The organism is Anaerocolumna jejuensis DSM 15929 (assembly GCF_900142215.1).
GTDB classification, from domain to species: Bacteria; Bacillota; Clostridia; order Lachnospirales; family Lachnospiraceae; genus Anaerocolumna; species Anaerocolumna jejuensis.
In genome coordinates this window covers 121232-138621 of sequence record NZ_FRAC01000013.1, presented here as the reverse complement: position 1 = coordinate 138621, position 17390 = coordinate 121232, and the positions used below count along the sequence as shown (strand labels likewise).

The 17390-nt window shown below is 44.3% G+C and carries 14 protein-coding genes; 5 read left to right on the top strand and 9 right to left on the bottom strand.

Annotated elements, in window-relative coordinates; genetic code table 11:
- Positions 1-454: 454 nt before the first annotated feature.
- Positions 455-1075: a nitroreductase family protein gene (locus BUB77_RS13945; RefSeq protein ID WP_073276918.1), complete on the top strand. Its 621-nt coding sequence runs from the start codon at positions 455-457 to the stop codon at positions 1073-1075.
- A gap of 278 nt (positions 1076-1353) precedes the next feature.
- Here BUB77_RS13945 and BUB77_RS13940 read toward each other — a convergent pair whose 3' ends face one another.
- The 4 genes from BUB77_RS13940 to BUB77_RS13925 all read right to left on the bottom strand — a co-directional run bounded on the left by BUB77_RS13940 (position 1354) and on the right by BUB77_RS13925 (position 6158).
- Positions 1354-2292, bottom strand: coding sequence for a carbohydrate ABC transporter permease (locus BUB77_RS13940; RefSeq protein WP_084124242.1), 939 nt, complete (start codon positions 2290-2292; stop codon positions 1354-1356).
- Between the two features lie 11 nt (positions 2293-2303).
- The gene (locus BUB77_RS13935; protein WP_073276916.1) at positions 2304-3260 is read right to left on the bottom strand and encodes an ABC transporter permease; all 957 of its coding nucleotides are present in this window, start codon (positions 3258-3260) and stop codon (positions 2304-2306) included.
- A gap of 130 nt (positions 3261-3390) precedes the next feature.
- On the bottom strand, positions 3391-5139 hold the full coding sequence (locus BUB77_RS13930; protein WP_073276914.1) for an extracellular solute-binding protein: 1749 nt from the start codon (positions 5137-5139) through the stop codon (positions 3391-3393).
- A 41-nt stretch (positions 5140-5180) separates the two neighbouring features.
- Positions 5181-6158 (bottom strand): ArsR/SmtB family transcription factor, encoded by a 978-nt coding sequence (locus BUB77_RS13925; protein ID WP_073276912.1) that lies wholly within the window; start codon positions 6156-6158, stop codon positions 5181-5183.
- 540 nt (positions 6159-6698) lie between these two features.
- On the opposite strand from BUB77_RS13925, the gene BUB77_RS13920 reads away from it, so the two are divergent.
- The 4 genes from BUB77_RS13920 (at position 6699) to BUB77_RS13905 (ending at position 12767) form a co-directional block, all read left to right on the top strand.
- On the top strand, positions 6699-8090 hold the full coding sequence (locus BUB77_RS13920) for a glycoside hydrolase family 43 protein (RefSeq protein ID WP_242962509.1): 1392 nt from the start codon (positions 6699-6701) through the stop codon (positions 8088-8090).
- 35 nt (positions 8091-8125) lie between these two features.
- On the top strand, positions 8126-9937 hold the full coding sequence (locus tag BUB77_RS13915; protein ID WP_073276908.1) for a glycoside hydrolase family 2 protein: 1812 nt from the start codon (positions 8126-8128) through the stop codon (positions 9935-9937).
- A 127-nt stretch (positions 9938-10064) separates the two neighbouring features.
- Positions 10065-11477, top strand: coding sequence for a glycoside hydrolase family 43 protein (locus BUB77_RS29145; protein ID WP_170866651.1), 1413 nt, complete (start codon positions 10065-10067; stop codon positions 11475-11477).
- A 102-nt stretch (positions 11478-11579) separates the two neighbouring features.
- The gene (locus tag BUB77_RS13905; RefSeq protein ID WP_073276906.1) at positions 11580-12767 is read left to right on the top strand and encodes an amidohydrolase; all 1188 of its coding nucleotides are present in this window, start codon (positions 11580-11582) and stop codon (positions 12765-12767) included.
- Positions 12768-12878: 111 nt separating this feature from the next.
- Here the strand turns inward: BUB77_RS13905 and BUB77_RS13900 are convergent, their stop codons facing one another.
- The 5 genes from BUB77_RS13900 to BUB77_RS13880 form a co-directional block, all read right to left on the bottom strand.
- A complete protein-coding gene (locus BUB77_RS13900) occupies positions 12879-13676 on the bottom strand; it encodes an ABC transporter permease (RefSeq protein ID WP_073276904.1) in 798 nt (265 codons plus the stop codon).
- A gap of 336 nt (positions 13677-14012) precedes the next feature.
- Positions 14013-14861, bottom strand: a complete 849-nt coding sequence (locus BUB77_RS13895) for an ABC transporter permease (protein WP_139241186.1) — start codon at positions 14859-14861, stop codon at positions 14013-14015.
- A 407-nt stretch (positions 14862-15268) separates the two neighbouring features.
- Positions 15269-16021 carry an alpha/beta fold hydrolase gene (locus BUB77_RS13890; RefSeq protein ID WP_073276900.1) on the bottom strand — a complete coding sequence of 251 codons (753 nt, stop codon included), beginning with the start codon at positions 16019-16021 and terminating at the stop codon, positions 15269-15271.
- Between the two features lie 5 nt (positions 16022-16026).
- Entirely contained in the window at positions 16027-16458 is a 432-nt protein-coding gene (locus BUB77_RS13885; RefSeq protein WP_073276898.1) for a pyridoxamine 5'-phosphate oxidase family protein, read from the bottom strand.
- Positions 16459-16517: 59 nt separating this feature from the next.
- Entirely contained in the window at positions 16518-16943 is a 426-nt protein-coding gene (locus BUB77_RS13880) for a MarR family transcriptional regulator (RefSeq protein ID WP_073276896.1), read from the bottom strand.
- Positions 16944-17390: the final 447 nt, after the last annotated feature.

The following is a 17390-nucleotide window of genomic DNA, read 5'->3' as shown; positions in this document are numbered from 1 at the left end:
AAAACCCTATAAGACAATCAATACAACATCTGTCCAAAAGTTTATTGCCAACCCCCAGATGATTTTGGCTTACCTTTCGTAATTTTCTATTGAGGAGTTCCCTAATGACACTGAAAGGGCGGCAGCTGTTCCTAGGTAAAATTATACCACTGTCTGAGCTCACAGCTCCACGCTGAAACAACCTTCCAGCGAGTTTGGTATAATTTTACCTGCCAGGAACAGCTGCCGGCATTTTAGTGGAATTCGGAACCCCGAACGAGAAAATCACGAAAGGTAAGCCAAAATCATCATCCGTTCCCAATCCCCCCCTTTTCCCATTACTACAATCCTCACAAGATAAATACGTAAGTCGCATACCGTGTAAGCAGTATGATTGACATGAACTGGTAAAAGAGTTATGATTTCATTATCAAGTGGCATTCTATGCTTACATAGAGCTGGAAAGGAACAAAAGATGAGTGAATTTCTAAAGGTAGTAACCGAAAGAAGATCCGCAAATAAATTTATTAAGGGAGAACAAATACCAAGAAAGGATTTTGAGGCAATCTTTGAAAATCTTTCACAGGCTCCCTCCTGCTATAATCTGCAGCATGCCCATTATTATGTGGGAGAAAGTCCGGAAGTTATAGAAAAGCTGTATCAGGCGGCTTACAGGCAATATAAGGTAACCACTGCTTCCGCCGTTATTATTGTAACCGGGGATCTGGATGCTTACAAGAAAGCTCCTGATATATATGAAAGTTCCAAATTCTTAAATATTATTGATGAAGAAGAATATGATGACATGCTCTCAGCTATTTTTTCCCTCTATGAAAACGGAGGGGAGCCTTTTCAGAGAGACGAAGCAATCCGCAATGCCTCTCTTTCCGCCATGCTGTTCATGCTTCTTGCCAAGGATTTGGAATGGGATACTTGCCCTATGATATACTTTGATTTTGATAAGACCAGAGAAATCTTTGATATTCCTGAGAATGAAATCCCCATCCTTATGATAACCATGGGAAAAATGGACAAGACCAGCTTTCGTGTCAGGGGCTATCGGAAACCTCCGAAGGAATATGTGGTATATAAATAGATTTGTATACTCCAGGCATACATTCTATAGACTTAGCTTACTGTAAACATAGCACTCTATAAACATGTCATTCTTTAGCCATGACATTCTATAGCCATGATATACTATAGCCACGACATTCTATAACCACGACATTCTATAACCACGACATTCTGATATCCTTATTAAGACTGTAAGGTAAAATAACAAGAAAGAAGCTCCATGACTTTCCTGTAATCGCATGTTTAAAAGACAATTTTCTGTCTATCAGCGATACCAGGAATGGCATGGAGCTTTTTCTATCCTTTTATAGAACCTACGTAAACGCCTTTTACAAAGTATCTTTGCAGGAAGGGGTAAATAACCAGAATTGGTGCGGTAGCTACTACAATAACACAGTATTTTACCAGTTCCCTGTAGGCCGTTGCACCCTGTACACTGTTAATGGAAACGCCGCCGGCACTTCCCACCGTTGCCATAGTGGAATCATTAGTTACCAGTATTTCCTTTAAAAGCAGCTGTAACGGGAAAAGCCCCCTGTCCTTTAACAAGACCATGGCGTTAAACCAGGAATTCCAATTGCCCACCAGATAATATAGCAGGATTACTGCAAGTACCGGCTTCGACAGAGGAAGGATTACCTTCATCAGTATCTTGGCCTGGCTGGCTCCGTCCATAACCGCTGCTTCCTCCAGCTCCTGGGGCACAGCCTGGAATCCGGTGCGGAGTATAATCATGTTCCAGGTATTTAAAGCAGTGGGAATCAGCATAGCCATCACGTTATTGTATAAACCTATCTGCTTCATAAGGAGGAACCAGGGAATCAATCCCCCACCGAAAAACATCGTTATGGTAACTATAATCATAATGGGCGTTTTCCATAGCAGTTCCTTTCTGGAAAGGGCATAAGCTCCCATAATGGTAACCGCCATATTGATAAAAGTACCTGCGAATACATAGACCGCCGTATTGCGAAATCCCGTGAAAATACTGTTATCCCTAAATACCAGCTTGTATCCGTTTACCGTAAAACCAAGGGGCTTAAGAAGCAGTCCCTGATGCGCCATCAGTTCATTGGGATTACTGACGGAAGCAAAAGCAATGTGCAGAATCGGATAGAGGCAGATTAATGTAAAGAAGGTCAAAAATATATAGTTGAACACATTGAATGTTACATTGCTCCATTTCCATCTGCCGATGGTGCTTTTCTCCTTATATTTTGAATCTGTATTCTTCATGCCTGTCCTCCTTACCATATACTGACCTCGGAATATTTCTTTGCAATCTTATTGGTAGCCCACAGCAACAGGAAGTTTATCACCGCGCTTACAAGACCCACCGCCGTTGCAAAGCTGTAGCTCGCCTCCTGCAGACCTCTCCGGTATACATAGGACGCAATAACATCCGCAGTATCATAGGTCAATGAATTATACAGTAAAATAATCTTTTCATGGCTGGACCCCATCAAGCCGCCCACAGCAAATATAAAAAGTATAATTATAGTGGGCTGTATCTGCGGCAGGGTAATATGCCACATCTTTTTTAATCTTCCGGCCCCGTCTATTTCCGCAGCCTCGTACAGTCCAGGATCAATGGAGCTCATGGCAGAGAGATAGATAATACTGTCCCAGCCCACATTCTGCCAGATTCCGGAAAAGGTGTAAATTGGCCTGAACATATTGGAATAACCAAGCAGGGAAGAATGCTCCGTTCCTGTTATAAAATCCACCATCTGGGTTATGATGCCGCCTGACTGGGTAAATATATGTATCATACCTGCAATAACCACCAGGGAAATAAAGTGCGGCATATAGGTTATTGTCTGAACCGTTTTCTTAAAAAACTTACCCCGTATTTCATTCAGCAGTAAGGCCAGAATAATTGGTGAGGTAAAACCAAAGGCCAGGCCCCATACATTTAGCATAAGGGTATTCTTAACCGTCCTGAAAAAATAAGGTCCCTTAAAAAAATCCTCAAAGTATTTTAACCCAACCCACTTACTGGCATCAAAGCCAAGCAGAGGTTTATAATTCTTAAATGCTATGGTAATTCCCCACATAGGTCCATAGCAAAATATAATGTACCAGGCTAAAACAGGCAGAATAAGCAGATAAGCAAAATAGTTCTTCTTAAAATCCTTGCGTATCAACTCCATGGTCAAGCCGTTTTTCCTTTTTACAATTTCCTGTTTCTTTCTCTTACTCAAAAGGCACCCCCTGTTTCCACCTGAATATGTCCGAAAGGTTCCCGGGCTGCTATAGCTCCATGCTTAACAGCCCGCAGAACATTTCTGATATTCTTTTAAAATGAATATATTACCGGAACATTAAGCTCTGTTATCTGGCATTGTAACGTTCCAGAGCAGTCTGCCATAATTGGACAAACTCATCCATTCCCTGGGTCTTTGCTTTCTTTAAGAATTCATCATATGCACTTACAGGAAGCTGGCCCATAACAATTTTGGCAAAATATTCATTTCTTAAGGTAGAAAGAATCGTTCCAAGCTCACCTTCTCTTGCACTCTCCTCGGAAGTAAAGCTTACCGGAGGCATGGTCACAGAGTCATCGGTATTGGCAGTCCAGTATTCACGGATTTTACCGGAATAGCTTCCCTTTGCGGTAATAAGGGGATTGGAATTATGCTCGTCACGGATGTTGGCAAAGGAATGTACACGGTATTTCCAAATCAGATTGGACAGGGGCTGTTTATCGGGATCATTGTACATCAATCCATCCTCCGGGAAATATGGCATGCCCTTGTCATTAATTAAGTGAACATCGCCGTAAGTACCGTAGTTATAGATTTCCCAGCCCTTCTTCGTAAAGGCAAAATCCAGGAAGGCACAGGCTGCTTTTACATTGTCGCACTGTGTGGTAATAGCAGCAACGGTTCCGGTGGATTTAAAGTTCTTATAGGTCTGCTGAGGCTTATCACCCTTCTTTAACACAGGATTTAAGGCTCCTACGAAATCAATGCTGTTATCCTGCTTCCAGTATCCCCACATGGTATCCGGGGAATCCATCATGGCAGCACAGTCACCGGAGGCTGCTTCCGACATTCTCTGGTTAAAGTCTGCCGTAGCCCAGTCCTTATTGAACAGGCCTTCGGAATTCCACTGTCTCATCATGGTCAGGTATTCCTTGGCTCCGTCGGCTGAAGGTCCCCAGGCCGCCTTTCCGTCCTTGTTAACATACATCCAGTCCCAAACGCCGTAAGCACCGTTTAAGCAGCCGGTAAAAACCTGCCCGTAGGTAGATCCATAATTAAGAGGCTCCTTATAGCCCGCCTTCTTGGCAGCCAATAAGAAATCATGCCATTCATCAATAGTCTCAGGAACTGCCAGACCTGTTTTGTCCAGGGCCTCCTGTTTAATCAGCATGCCGAACCAGCACCATTCATTGTAAGGTGCAAGGCCGTATACAGCACCGATGGAGCCATCATCCAAAACAGAGGTAACACGTCTCTCTTCATCGGAATTACGCCATGCAGAATAATTCGGCATATCTTTCTCTATAATATCATTCAGCTTCAGGTAGGCACCGTCCGCAATACCTGCTGCAATACCTCCCGTATATCTTCCGGCATCTATGATAATGTCAGGAAGCTCACCGGATGCTATCATCAGATTAAAATTCGTTGTTTCCTCTCCCAAAGGTGGTATGATAAAATTAATCTTAACTCCGGTCAGCTTCTCGATCTGAGTAAATACCCTCTGTTTATTTACGTCATCACAAACGGAAGCCAAAATGGAATTGGAAGGCATCCAGACATCCAGCGTCGCATCCATGGGATAGGCTGAATAATTATTGGGTATCTTGGTATCGAAAACATCTCCCAGATAGCTGTCTTCCAGGGTGTCATTTACCATCGTTTTTTCCTCATCGGAAGGTGTAGTATTTCCTGCTATCTTTGCTGCAAGAGGATTGGCCTTAACCTCCTTTGCAGGCTCTGCTTCCTTTGTGGCAGCATTATTATCCGAATTTTTGCTAACCTTTTCACTTTTGCTGCTGCACCCCGAAAGCATTGTAAATAAAAATATAACAACCAGCAGGCAGCTAATCAGTTTCTTATGCCTTATAGCCATAATAAAATTACCTCCTCTAATTTTCAATGAACTTGCAATTCTTAAAACTCTTCCTCTGCCTCAGGCTCATCCTCCTCGCTGCTGTCCATCTGCACGCTCATAATGATGCCCTGGGCGAAATCCCCGAATTTTTCTCCGAACAGATTCATTCCTCCTAGATTTTTAGCATCAGACTTTACCCCAATTTGAAAGCTGATATAATAACCGTCACAGATACCAAGTGTATTCATTGTTTCATCCGAGGTTTTCAGCAGGTCCTGAAAACAGCCCTGGTCATTCACGGTTATATTCTTTAAGACCCCATACTGGGTCATGGTATCACTCCACCAATCCGGATTCAGATGTCCTCTTCTGCCCCCAAAATCTCCTTTGGAATAAATCGTTGCGACCTCCCTCTCATTGACCCACACAGTAATATCAGAAGGCCAGTCATTCTGATATCCCGGTGCTTCCGAGCAGACTTCAAAAGAAAAGGATAATTCTTTTACCTTGTTCTTCTTTAGCATGTAATTGGGAAAACGGTATTCCAGATACCCCGACGCAAGCCAGATCAACTGAGCTTCCTGTCTGTTCTCCGAATAAAAACCGTAAGGAGAATCTTCCACTCCCAGATAGGAGTGTTCACTGATGATACCGCACCTTTCATTCACCCTGCAGTTATAGTAGTTTCCGATTCCCATAGGGAAGTGGTAGACTTTTATATTGTCCCTGTCCATTTTATGGCGGAAGGCATTAAAGTAAATGTCTTCAAAGGCAATGCCGCATACCTTCTGCGCCCCTCTTACTCCCGGCTGCTCTGTCGCCGTTATCATACCTGCTTCTTCCAGTACCTTCACATGCAGTGCTGCGGAAGACAGGGGAATCTGAAAGGTGCCTGCAATTTCACTGATATTTACCGACTTGTTAATCAGCAGATTTAAAATATCAAGCCTTATATCAGAAGACAATGCCTTCCCCACCAGTACGATTTTTTCCTTGTTATCAAAGTCAAGTTCAATCCTTTTCTTCTTGATCTTCAAATAATCTCCTCCTTTCTTGAATATTACATTATTTATGTAATTTAACATCTCTCATGAATTTAATATAGCACGTCTTGTTTTCATAGTCAATAATTTATTATAATTTTTCTGTTTGTTTATTCTTATTCATTTTTCTTGTATATTTTATTATAAATTCAATTATTTTATATATTTTTTAAAATAACAAAATTTTGCACAATTATTAGTCTGTTTTTTTAGACATTATTTGTATAGTAATATAGTTGATTTTATTGTAACTTAGTAGTCAACAAGCTCCTCAGAAAATTCTGTATTTCATTTATTACAGTTTTTTTGTTGTAATTTACGTCTTTCTCATAAGATAATCCTACAATTCTGTTGGAGCTTGTCGAAAAAAGTCAGGGGGAGGTGCGTTGAAATAACACTTTCAACAAGAAAAGAATGTTTCAATTATTTTCAACTGCGAAGAGAACGCTTTCAATAAATAAAAAAAAGTGCCGGGTATCCTTCTGCTTTTTGGTTACCGGTATCTTAACTCTCTTATTAGGAGGTTGTAATTCTGTGAACTCTTATACAACGTGTAAGCTGACTCCTGCCAACGATAAGCTTTTTTACCAAAATGACCTTGGCATCACGCAAATCGGTGACCCGTTTATATTGAAGGTCTCCGATCATACATATTATTTATACTGCACCTCGGCAGCAAACGGCTATTATTGCTGGAAATCAAAGGATATGGTCAACTGGTCCGGAAAAAATATGTGTTTCACCAAAAAATCAGATTCCTGGTGCGTTGATAGCTTCTGGGCTCCGGAAGTCGTGGAATATGACCATAAGTACTATATGTATTATTCCGCCAGGGCAGATTCCGGAAGCCTCCGCATTGGAGTTGCCGTATCCGATAAACCGGAGGGTCCCTTTGAGGACGTAAAAAATGAGCCCTTGTTCGACCTGGGCTATGCGGCCATTGATGCCAATGTGCTGGTGGATGACAACGGTTCCAAGTATCTGTATTTCTCCAGGGACTGTTCGGAGAACGAGACGGGGGGCATAAGGAAAAGCGAAATTTACGGTGTAACCTTAAGTGATGATATGCTTTCTATCGCAGGTGAACCTGTTCTTTTAACCACCCCCACTCAGAAATGGGAGAAGGCATCGGTAAATCCTCTCTGGAATGAAGGTCCTGAGGTTATCCGCCATAAGGGTACCTATTACCTTTCCTATTCCGCAAACTGTTATGCCGACCAGTCCTATTCCGTAGGTTACGCTACCAGCTCCTCTCCTCTGGGACCCTATACAAAATCGGAGAATAATCCTATTCTGACCGCTGCCGGCTCTGCTACCATATCCGGTACAGGACACCACAGCTTTGCCCTTTCACCGGACGGTACCGAAATCTGGATGGCCTATCATACCCACACAGACCCAAAGGCTGGCGGCGGCAACCGTAAACTGAATATAGACAAAGTACTCTTTACAGACAAGGGTGAGCTCTATGTGGACGGACCGACCATCTGCTCCCAGCCCATCCCTTCCGACGGTTCCTATACCAATATTACAGCCGATGCCAAAATAACCGCCTCTGCTGCCGGCTCTTCCCTTCTGACAGACGGCATCTTTTCCCTGCACCAGAAGGATTCCAAATATGACTGCAGCCTGTCAGCAGCAGAGGGAACCGCAGCTGTCACCCTGGATTTTAAAAAGCCGGTCAAGCTCTCCCATATCCTTGTTTACCGGGGTGTTGCAAAAGGTCAGGATTTTTCTTCTGTAAAAGCAGTGTTTGATGACCGCTGCATAACAGAGGAATGCCCCCTTTCCGAGGATACCGATGAGCGTGCGGCAATCCTCAGCTTCGACGAACAGACTGTCACAAAGGTTGAACTGATACTTACACCGAGAAATTCAAACGATAAGATTTCCCTGTCGGAAATCATGCTTTTAAGACAGAATTAATAAGACAATCATTTATACCTAGGAGGTTTTTATCAATGCTACGTACCGAATACCCACGTCCCCAATTCGTCCGGAAGGAATGGCAGTGTCTGAATGGAACCTGGAATTTTGATTTTGATGACAGCAGGGAAGCTGAAAGCTGTCATTGGGAGAAGAATTCCCATTCCCTGTCCGGACAGATAGAGGTTCCCTTTTGTTTTGAAAGTGAACTCAGCGGGATCAAGGATACTTCCATCCACAACAGGTGCTTCTATAAGCGTACCTTTACCCTTCCGAAAGAATGGGAGGACAAGAATATTCTGCTGCACTTTGGTGCGGTGGATTACCGCTGCAAGGTCTACATTGACGAAAAATTATGCGGCGGGCACGAAGGAGGCAGCGCCGGCTTTTCTTTTGATATCACACACTGTCTTCAAAAATCCCTTACCAGCCACAGCATTGCCGTAGCGGTAGAAGACCCTGCCTCCGATGAGACCATTCCCAGAGGAAAACAGTTCTGGGAAAAGAAAAGCGCCGGCATCTGGTACACCAGGACCTCCGGTATCTGGCAGACTGTCTGGCTTGAACCCGTAAACCCAGTCAATATTACCCGGATAAAGATGACACCGGATTTTGACTGTGATACCCTTGACCTGGAATGTACTTTCAGCAGTCTGGTTCCCGATATGGCATTGGAGGTTTCCGTTACCTTTAATAAGGAATTGATTTGCAGGGATTCTTACTCCATTACCAGCAATACCGTGTTCAAAAGAAGCATCCATCTGGCCGGCGATAAGATTTTCAATACCAACAACCACAGTGCCAGCCGCTCCTGGTCCCCGGAAAACCCCGCTCTCTATGATATCACCTTTTCCTTAAAATCCCCTAAGGGAGTTCATGACTATGTGGAAAGCTATTTCGGTATGAGAAAAATTCACGTCGAGAACGGTATTGTTTATTTAAACAACCATCCCTATTACTTAAAGCTGGTCCTTGACCAGGGCTACTGGCCGGAGGGCATCCTGACTGCACCGGAGGACGAAGCCTTTCAGTATGATATCAATATTATGAAGGAAATGGGCTTTAACGGATGCAGAAAGCATCAGAAAACAGAAGACCCCCGTTTCTTATACTGGGCTGACAGATTGGGGTATGTGGTATGGGAGGAGGTTCCTGCTGCCTGCCTTTTTACGGACAATGCCGTTATGCGCTATATCCGGGAGTGGATGGAGGTTGTTGAAAGGGATTACAACCATCCCTCCGTCATAGCCTGGGTTCCCTTTAACGAAAGCTGGGCGGTTCCCGATATCGGCAGAAATCCCCTGCAGCAGGATTATACCCTTTCCCTGTATCATATGCTGAAAGCTCTGGACCCTGCCAGACTTGTTGTCAATAATGACGGCTGGGAGCAGACCAGGACGGATATCTGCGCAATCCACAATTATGCTCATGGAACCGGCAAGGAACCGGATAAGCAGGCCTTCTTCAAGCGTTTTACCACGGACCTTGACGTACTGCTCTCCCCCTATTCTGCCGGAAGAAATATCTTCGCACCTCCCTACAAATATCAGGGCCAGCCTATTCTCATAACAGAATGCGGCGGAATCCACTATAACAATTCGGAAAAGGGAAGCTGGGGCTACACCAGTGCCGGCAGCGAGGAGGAATTCTTAGACCAGTACCGTTTCGTGATTGACAATATCCAGCAGTCGGATTACATATACGGCTTTTGTTATACCCAGTTATCCGACGTGGAACAGGAAACCAACGGTCTTCTCACCTACCAGCGGATACCAAAATGCGCACCTGAAAAAATACGGGAAATCAACAGCCGTTACCGGCACAATATTGCCATTTTTCCGCATTAAAATAGAATTTAATTACTAAAAGTAAGATTGATTCGGGAAAGCTGAGATCAGCTTATTACCCGAATCAAGAATCTATAATATCCATAAAGCATAGATCATAGAATGAATGAAATCAGGAGGACAGCTTATGAAATGGCAGGTTTTAGGCGAAGAGAGCACTTCCGGTGCCAATTTTACCATAGAGGCAGATTTGCAGCTTTCACCGCTGCTTAAATGGTGCGGCATCCTGTTTATGGCGGATTCTGTAACGCATCCTGCAAAGGGTTATCTGTTTACCCTTACGGAGGACGGTTTTACCGAACTGCTCTCTCTGGCAGCTGGAGGGAACAGGTTTAGTACACTGCAAAGAAGAAAATCAGGAATTCTGGAAACAAATCATACTTATCATATTACCATAAGGATGCAAAATAATATATGCCAGATTTATATAGAAGATACTGCTTCGGAAAACAGGCTCCGTAAGGACATTGCTCTTGAAGCCGTTGCTTCGGAATTCACTCCCTGGCCTGTGGTTGAACTGCCCCTGGAAGACACAGGCAGCCACCTTGCCGCCATCGCAGCAGACCCGGGACAGGCAGAGCTTTCTCCAAGGGACAGGGATGATTTATGGCGGAATTTTCACACCGGTACACTTAATCCCCTCCCCCAGCCGGCACCAAGGTATCAGAACCCTGTATTAAACGGATATGCAGATCCTGATATCCTGTATCATCAAGGTATTTACTACCTGTATGCGACCTCCTCCTCTCTACCGGCAGGTTATGAGGCTTACACCTCCAGGGATCTTGTCCACTGGGAATATGCCGGTAAGGTCATGGATGAGGTCTGGGGCATGAATAGATGGTACTGGGCCCCTGACATTATTTGCAACAACGGAAAATTCTATATGCTGGTGTCCGTTAACGAGCACCTTGGAATATGTGTCAGTGATTCCCCCCTGGGACCCTTTCTTCCGGAGCCCGGCTATCTCTTTGACAAAAGCATTGACGGACATTTTTTTGTGGATGAGGACGGAGAGGTCTATATATTCTATGTTTCCTGGCGGGAGGGAAAGACTTATGCCCTCTATGCCATGAGGATGGAGCATGACCTTGTAACCCCTATTCTTTCTACAGAGACAATGGTCATAAGGGCCACCGAGACCTGGGAACAGCAGCAGGCAGCTGTTGCAGAGGCTCCCTATGTTCTGCGGCACAGGGGAAAATATTATCTCACCTATTCCGGCAGCCATTTTGAAAGTGCTGGCTATGCGGTGGGCTATGCGATTGCAGATACCCCTCTGGGACCTTATACAAAATACGAGGGAAACCCAATCCTCTCCTATCACTGCAAGGCCCATGGCCCAGGCCACCACTGTATTGTATCATCACCGGACGGAAAGTCCCTGTTTATTGTCTACCATACCCATCACGATACCACTGCCGTCCAGCCAAGAAATATCTGCATTGACCGCCTGCGCTTTGTTCCTGTGAAAGGAAAGGATGACAGATTGGAGGTCTACGGTCCCACGGTTACCCCTCAGCCCTATCCCTTAAGCTGACCCTATAATGCCAAAGGATGCTCCGGTTCCTTAAATTTGACTTCGGTTGTTAAAAGTATTACTATTATTGCAAGAAGAAAATATAATACCGGGGAGAATATAATGGAATCTATACTTATAAAAGGCGGCCTGATACATGATGCCGTCAACGAAGTTCCCTACATAGCAGACATCCTGTGCATAAATGGAAAAATCACAAAAATACAACCGGATATTCCAAAAGAAGATGGTATGAATGTAATAGATGCCATAGATTTATGGGTATATCCCGGCCTTGTAGATGCCCATTCCCATATCGGCCTTGATGGCTATGGAATCGGCTTCGAGGGAAAAGACTATAATGAAATGAATGATATCCTGACACCCCATCTTCGCGCTATTGATGCTATCAATCCAATGGACCCCACCCTGCTGCAGGCGGTACAGGGCGGTGTGACCAGTGTGGCAACCGGCCCCGGAAGCTCCAACGTATTAGGCGGTACTTTCGCTGCCATCAAGCTCTCCGGCTCACGGATCGACAATATGGTAATCAGGGAAAAGATAGCAATGAAATGTGCCTTTGGGGAGAATCCCAAACGGGTCTATAAGGACAAGAATAACTATTCCCGTATGTCCACTGCCGCCAAGCTTAGGGAAATCCTTTTTCAGGCAAAGGAATATCAGGCAAAGCTTATAAGTGCAGGCGAGGATGACAGTAAAAAGCCTGCGTTTAATATGAAGCTTGAGGCTCTGCTGCCGGTATTGAACCGCGAAATTCCTCTAAAAGCCCATGCCCACCGGGCAGATGATATTTTCACGGCAATCCGTATTGCAAAGGAATTTGATTTAAGGCTTACCATCGAGCACTGCACGGAAGGACACCTGATCGTGGAGGAGCTGGCAAAGGAAGGCTATCCGGTTGCCGTAGGTCCCTCACTTGGTCATGCTACGAAATTCGAGCTGAGAAATAAGACCTTTACCACTCCCGGCATACTGGCAAAGGCAGGACTGTCCGTTTCCATTATTACTGACAGCCCTGTAATTCCCGAACAGTATCTTTCCCTGTGTGCCGGCCTTGCCGTAAAATCCGGAATGGACCCCTTTGAGGCACTGAAAGCCATTACCATAAATCCTGCAAAGCATATCGGCATTGAAGACCGGGTAGGTTCTTTGACTGTTGGCAAGGATGCGGATATCGTGCTGACCAATGGTAATATCCTGGACTCTCTTACTAATGTGGTCAAAACAATTATTGACGGAAGACCCGTTGAAGCAGACAGTTCAAGTCATAGCAGCGAAAGCTGCTTTTAGTACATCGTTTTCCAAATGACTGGACTGAGTACGCCGGGGCTTTTTGGATGTGCATCTGAGGGTTTAGACAAGTAATCGGTCTAGACAATCTGGAAACGATGTACCAGTCCCTTAACTTCCGGTGCTCTTATAATGCCTTACACCAAACTGCCAGACACGGGCTGCCATTAGAAAGAAGGCGATACCTGCCGGTAAGGCCAGAAAGCCTCTGTAATAGCTGTCTGTCCAGCCGCATATTGCTGCGGCCGGATAGTAGCTGATTACAAGCATGGGCATTAAAAAGGTAAACATGTATTTTAATACCTTAGGCATATAGTCAATGGGACAGCGGGTTACCTGATAGCTGATATTAGTGAAAATATAAATCCAGTCCAGCCCCTTTACCGTAAAGAATGCAATACCGGAGGTCAGTACAAATACTCCTGTATAAGTGATAAACCCGCCTAAAAAGGTAAGGACCAGCATAAGAATATCCAGCAGGCTGACGGTTACTTTTAATGCCCGGAGGCAATAGATAACAGTAAACAGCCCTCCAAATACCCTGGCAAGGCGGTGTATATGAAAGTAACTCCCTGCCACCTGCACCATCAGGGACCTTGGCCTTAACAGCACCCGGTCAAAGTCACCCGACCTTATCATCTTCCAGGGAAAATAATCAAATCCCCTGCATAAGCTCTCTGCAAGTCCAAAGGAGGTAACCGCAATGGCATATATTAGCAATATCTTATATACCGACCAGCTGCCGATATTGCCAAATCTGTTAAACAGCAATACCAGCCCGATAGGGTCTGTTACTACCACAAACAGAGTCTGCAATATCATAAAGGGCCATCCCTTATATTGCAGCCCGGTCAGAAAATTTATCCGAATAAGTTTAAAGTAAAGGGTAATTTCCTTGTTTCCTTCCACATTTTCCTCTCTTTCTGCTCAATCCTTCCACAAAACTCCCCTGTTCTTCCACCACCAACAGCCATGCCATCCCAATACGCCGCAAGATTGTGCCGAGGATTTCGCAGGCATAATCTTGTATGTGAATTATGCTTTTCAATAATTCACACCAACTGCCATGCCTTCCCATCGCGCCGCAAGATTGTGCCGAGGATTTCGCAGGCATAATCTTGTGTGTGAATTATGCTTTTCAATAATTCACACCAACTGCCATGCCTTCCCATCGCGCCGCAAGATTGTGCCGAGGATTTCGCAGGCACAATCTTGTGTGTGAATTATGCTTTTCAATAATTCACACTAGCCGCCTTGTACAATTACCTTTTTCAGCTGCCTGTTCATAAGCAGCCTTCCGGCCAGGATAAATACAGTTATCCAGAAGACCTGCATCCCAATGGCCCACAGGCCGTCCTGTAGGTTCAATACTCCCAGATAAAAACGGGCAGGTATATCCAGATACCCTGCAAAGGGCTGCAATAACAGGAATTTCTGCATAAAGTCAGGCCATAGCTGAAGGGGCAGATACGTACCGGACAATACCCCTCCTGCAAGCAGTATCATATACAAAGGCCCATCTCCCCAGTCCACATTAAGCCTGATGGTACAGGCAAGCATGCCGTAAGCCGTACATAGTAAAAAGGCACTGAATAAGGAAATGAGCATCAGCAGGAAATGAAGCAGGGAAGCCGGAGGGGACATACGGTAAGCGGGAGGCATAAGCATTCCGGCAACCAGTACCCCTGAGCCCCTCCACATTAAGGGTGAAAGACGGCCGGCTGCTACCTTGGCAAACCAGTGGGAATACAGGTCCAAGGGACGGCACAGCTCGATTCCCACATCCCCTCCTGTGATTTTCCCTAATATCTCCGTGTCAACACTCATTGGCTGCATCAGAAATAAGAACTGTGCCAGCCATTGATAGGTCACTACCTGCCTTAGGCTGAGGGAAGCCAGAAGCCCTCCGGTTTTATTCTCAGCATAATGATAAAAGATACTGTAAACCAGAATTTCTATTACTGCATAAAAGATGCTGGTAGTCGCGCCAGCAATGCCTGCCAGGCGGTATTGAAAGTTTTCCGCCGTTTTGATCCGAAAGAGGGAATAGCAGGCTTTCAACGAATATATCTGATTCCTTAAGCTTCTTGTCACTGGCACATCTCCTTCTGAATGAAAGTCGCTAATTAAATAAAGCTCACTTATTTTATACGAAGAAGCATACCCTGTCAAAATCAGGAGGAACACCTTGCATACTTCCGGGAATCCCATATTGCTGCCAGCAGACTTTTGCTCTATTTTTCTAATTTTTTCTTGACAACTTCCCATTTGCATGGTATGTTATTAATACAATTTGATTGAGAAATACATGACTTGTATTAAGTTGTATCAAAAATAGATATTAATGTGCGCAATGGCTATCCATTGCTTTTTTTATGCCTGTTTCTACAGTGAATTTCCCACAAAAAAAGTAACGGAGAGTTTTGTATCTCTCCGTTACTTTTTTTATAGGTCTTCGTAGGTCTTCATTACTTTTTTATATTTTTTCAGCTATCAGATATCTATCCTTTTACAGATTCCAAAAAATTCTTTATGCGTTCATTGACTTCTTTCACATTCTCAGTAGGCATATGGGGCCTGTGCCCGCAGCCCGGGACAATCCAGACCTCCGCTTTCGCACATTTATTCTGCATGGCAAGCAGCCTGTCCCTGGAAGCATAGGTATCCAGCTCTCCGGCAATGAAGAACACAGGCATCTTAAGCTGTTCAAAGTCCTTGTCCGTAAGACAGGGGTACATTCTCCAGTCCCTTATGCTCTGGCGCATATGGTGCTTCCAATCCCCGCCGGTAGCTTCCATATTCTGAACCCTGATTTTCTCAATAAAGGCACGCTCATTTCTTTCAAGCAGTGCCTCTGGTTCATAGTCCTCAGAGCCGGTTCCGTCAGGCACACCGCCGCAGCCGATGGTTACAATACTCTTTACCAGCTCCGGATGCTTTGCTGCCAAATGAAGGGCCACACCTCCGCCCAGGCTGTAGCCAATCAGATGCACTTTACCAAGGTCCAGCTTCTCGATAAACCCTGCCATATCGTCAGCAATAACGGCAGTATCCCAATCCCTGTTTATTGCCGTAGTTCTTCCATGTCCTCTGAAATCCGGCAGCAGAAGCCGGTACTGGTTGAAAAACGGCTGAATCTGTCCGGAGAAAGCAATAATTCCCCTGCTGTAACCACTGTGCAAAAAGAGAATTGTTTCTCCGATTCCCATATCCTCATAAAATATATTACAATCTTCTACCTGACAGTACGGCATTAAGATTACCCCTCCACTTCATTTGTTAAGAACAGGTGCTTCTCCAGCCCATGATAATAATTTCCCTTTACTGCCGTAAATTCAAGAATGCTGTAATCAGGGTCCGTAGGCCCAAGGGGATAATACATCTCATCCCCCTGTTTCCAAAAGGCCTGTTTGGTTTCTTCATCCGTATGAACCTTCATTTCACCGGTAAGCATCAGTCCATGGAACCCCTCTGCATCCAGAAAATAGATGGATGCCTTGGGATTACGCAGCCATTGCCCTAAACGTATGGATGAGGTGTTTGTTGAAAACCAGAAGGTAGTAAGCCCTTCATTTTTTATCCGGAACATCGCCTTCGCATTGGGATATCCTTCCTCATCTACGGAACATACAACGGCATCCCTGCTGACCTCTACCAGTTTTACAATACAGTCCTTTACTTCTTTCTCCATCTTCTCTTATCCTCCATTCTAATCACTTTCGCAACTGCCGGGTTTAAGATACCTTTTCCTCAACCATCCAGATTGTTAATGATATGCCCCAGCATTCCTTCAAAGGCTGAAATCTCTTCTTCTGAAAAGCCCTTGTAAAATAATTCATTCATTCTTTCCGATACGCGGTCATAATCTTCTTTGTAAGCCTTTGCCTTGTCCGTAATGGATATAATAACCTGCCTGCGGTTTTCCTTATCCGCACTTCGTACCACCAGCCCACTCTCCTCCATTCTGTCAAGCATACTGGTAAGGGTGGTCTTGGCAAGTGAGGTAAGATGCCCTATTTCACTGATTGTAAGCCTTTCCTTTTCCCACAACACATACAGAATCCGTCCCTGGGCTCCATTAAAGGCATCAATTCCGCTCTCTTTTAACATTTTTTCAAAAACCCTGCCCTGAAGCTGCTTGATTTGTGAAATAAGAAATCCTCCATTCGTTTTTATCTTCCTTCACCTCCATACTACATAGTATAGTACTATATGGTACTGTTGTCAATTAAATTGTGATTTGAGGGATAGATAGGCTAATATCATGTTTATTGAATGTATATTTGGGGTATAAAAATACACTCAGCTCCGTGAAAGTCACTTCGTTGCATTTTTATACACCAAATATACATAAATGCAGGCTGAGATTAATTTATAATAACCGAATCAATTATTACATTAAATCTGGTGCCTTTTATCTCATATCTTTATTCTATGCCTTTTTTCATGTCTTTATCTCATTCCTTTAACTCATGCCTTTACTCATGCCCTAACTCATGCCTCTAACCCATGCTCTAACTCACGCCTCTAACTCACGCCTCTAACTCATGCCTCTAACTCATGTCTTTAACTCATGTCTTTAACTCATGTCTTTAACTCATGTCTTTAACTCATGTCTTTAAC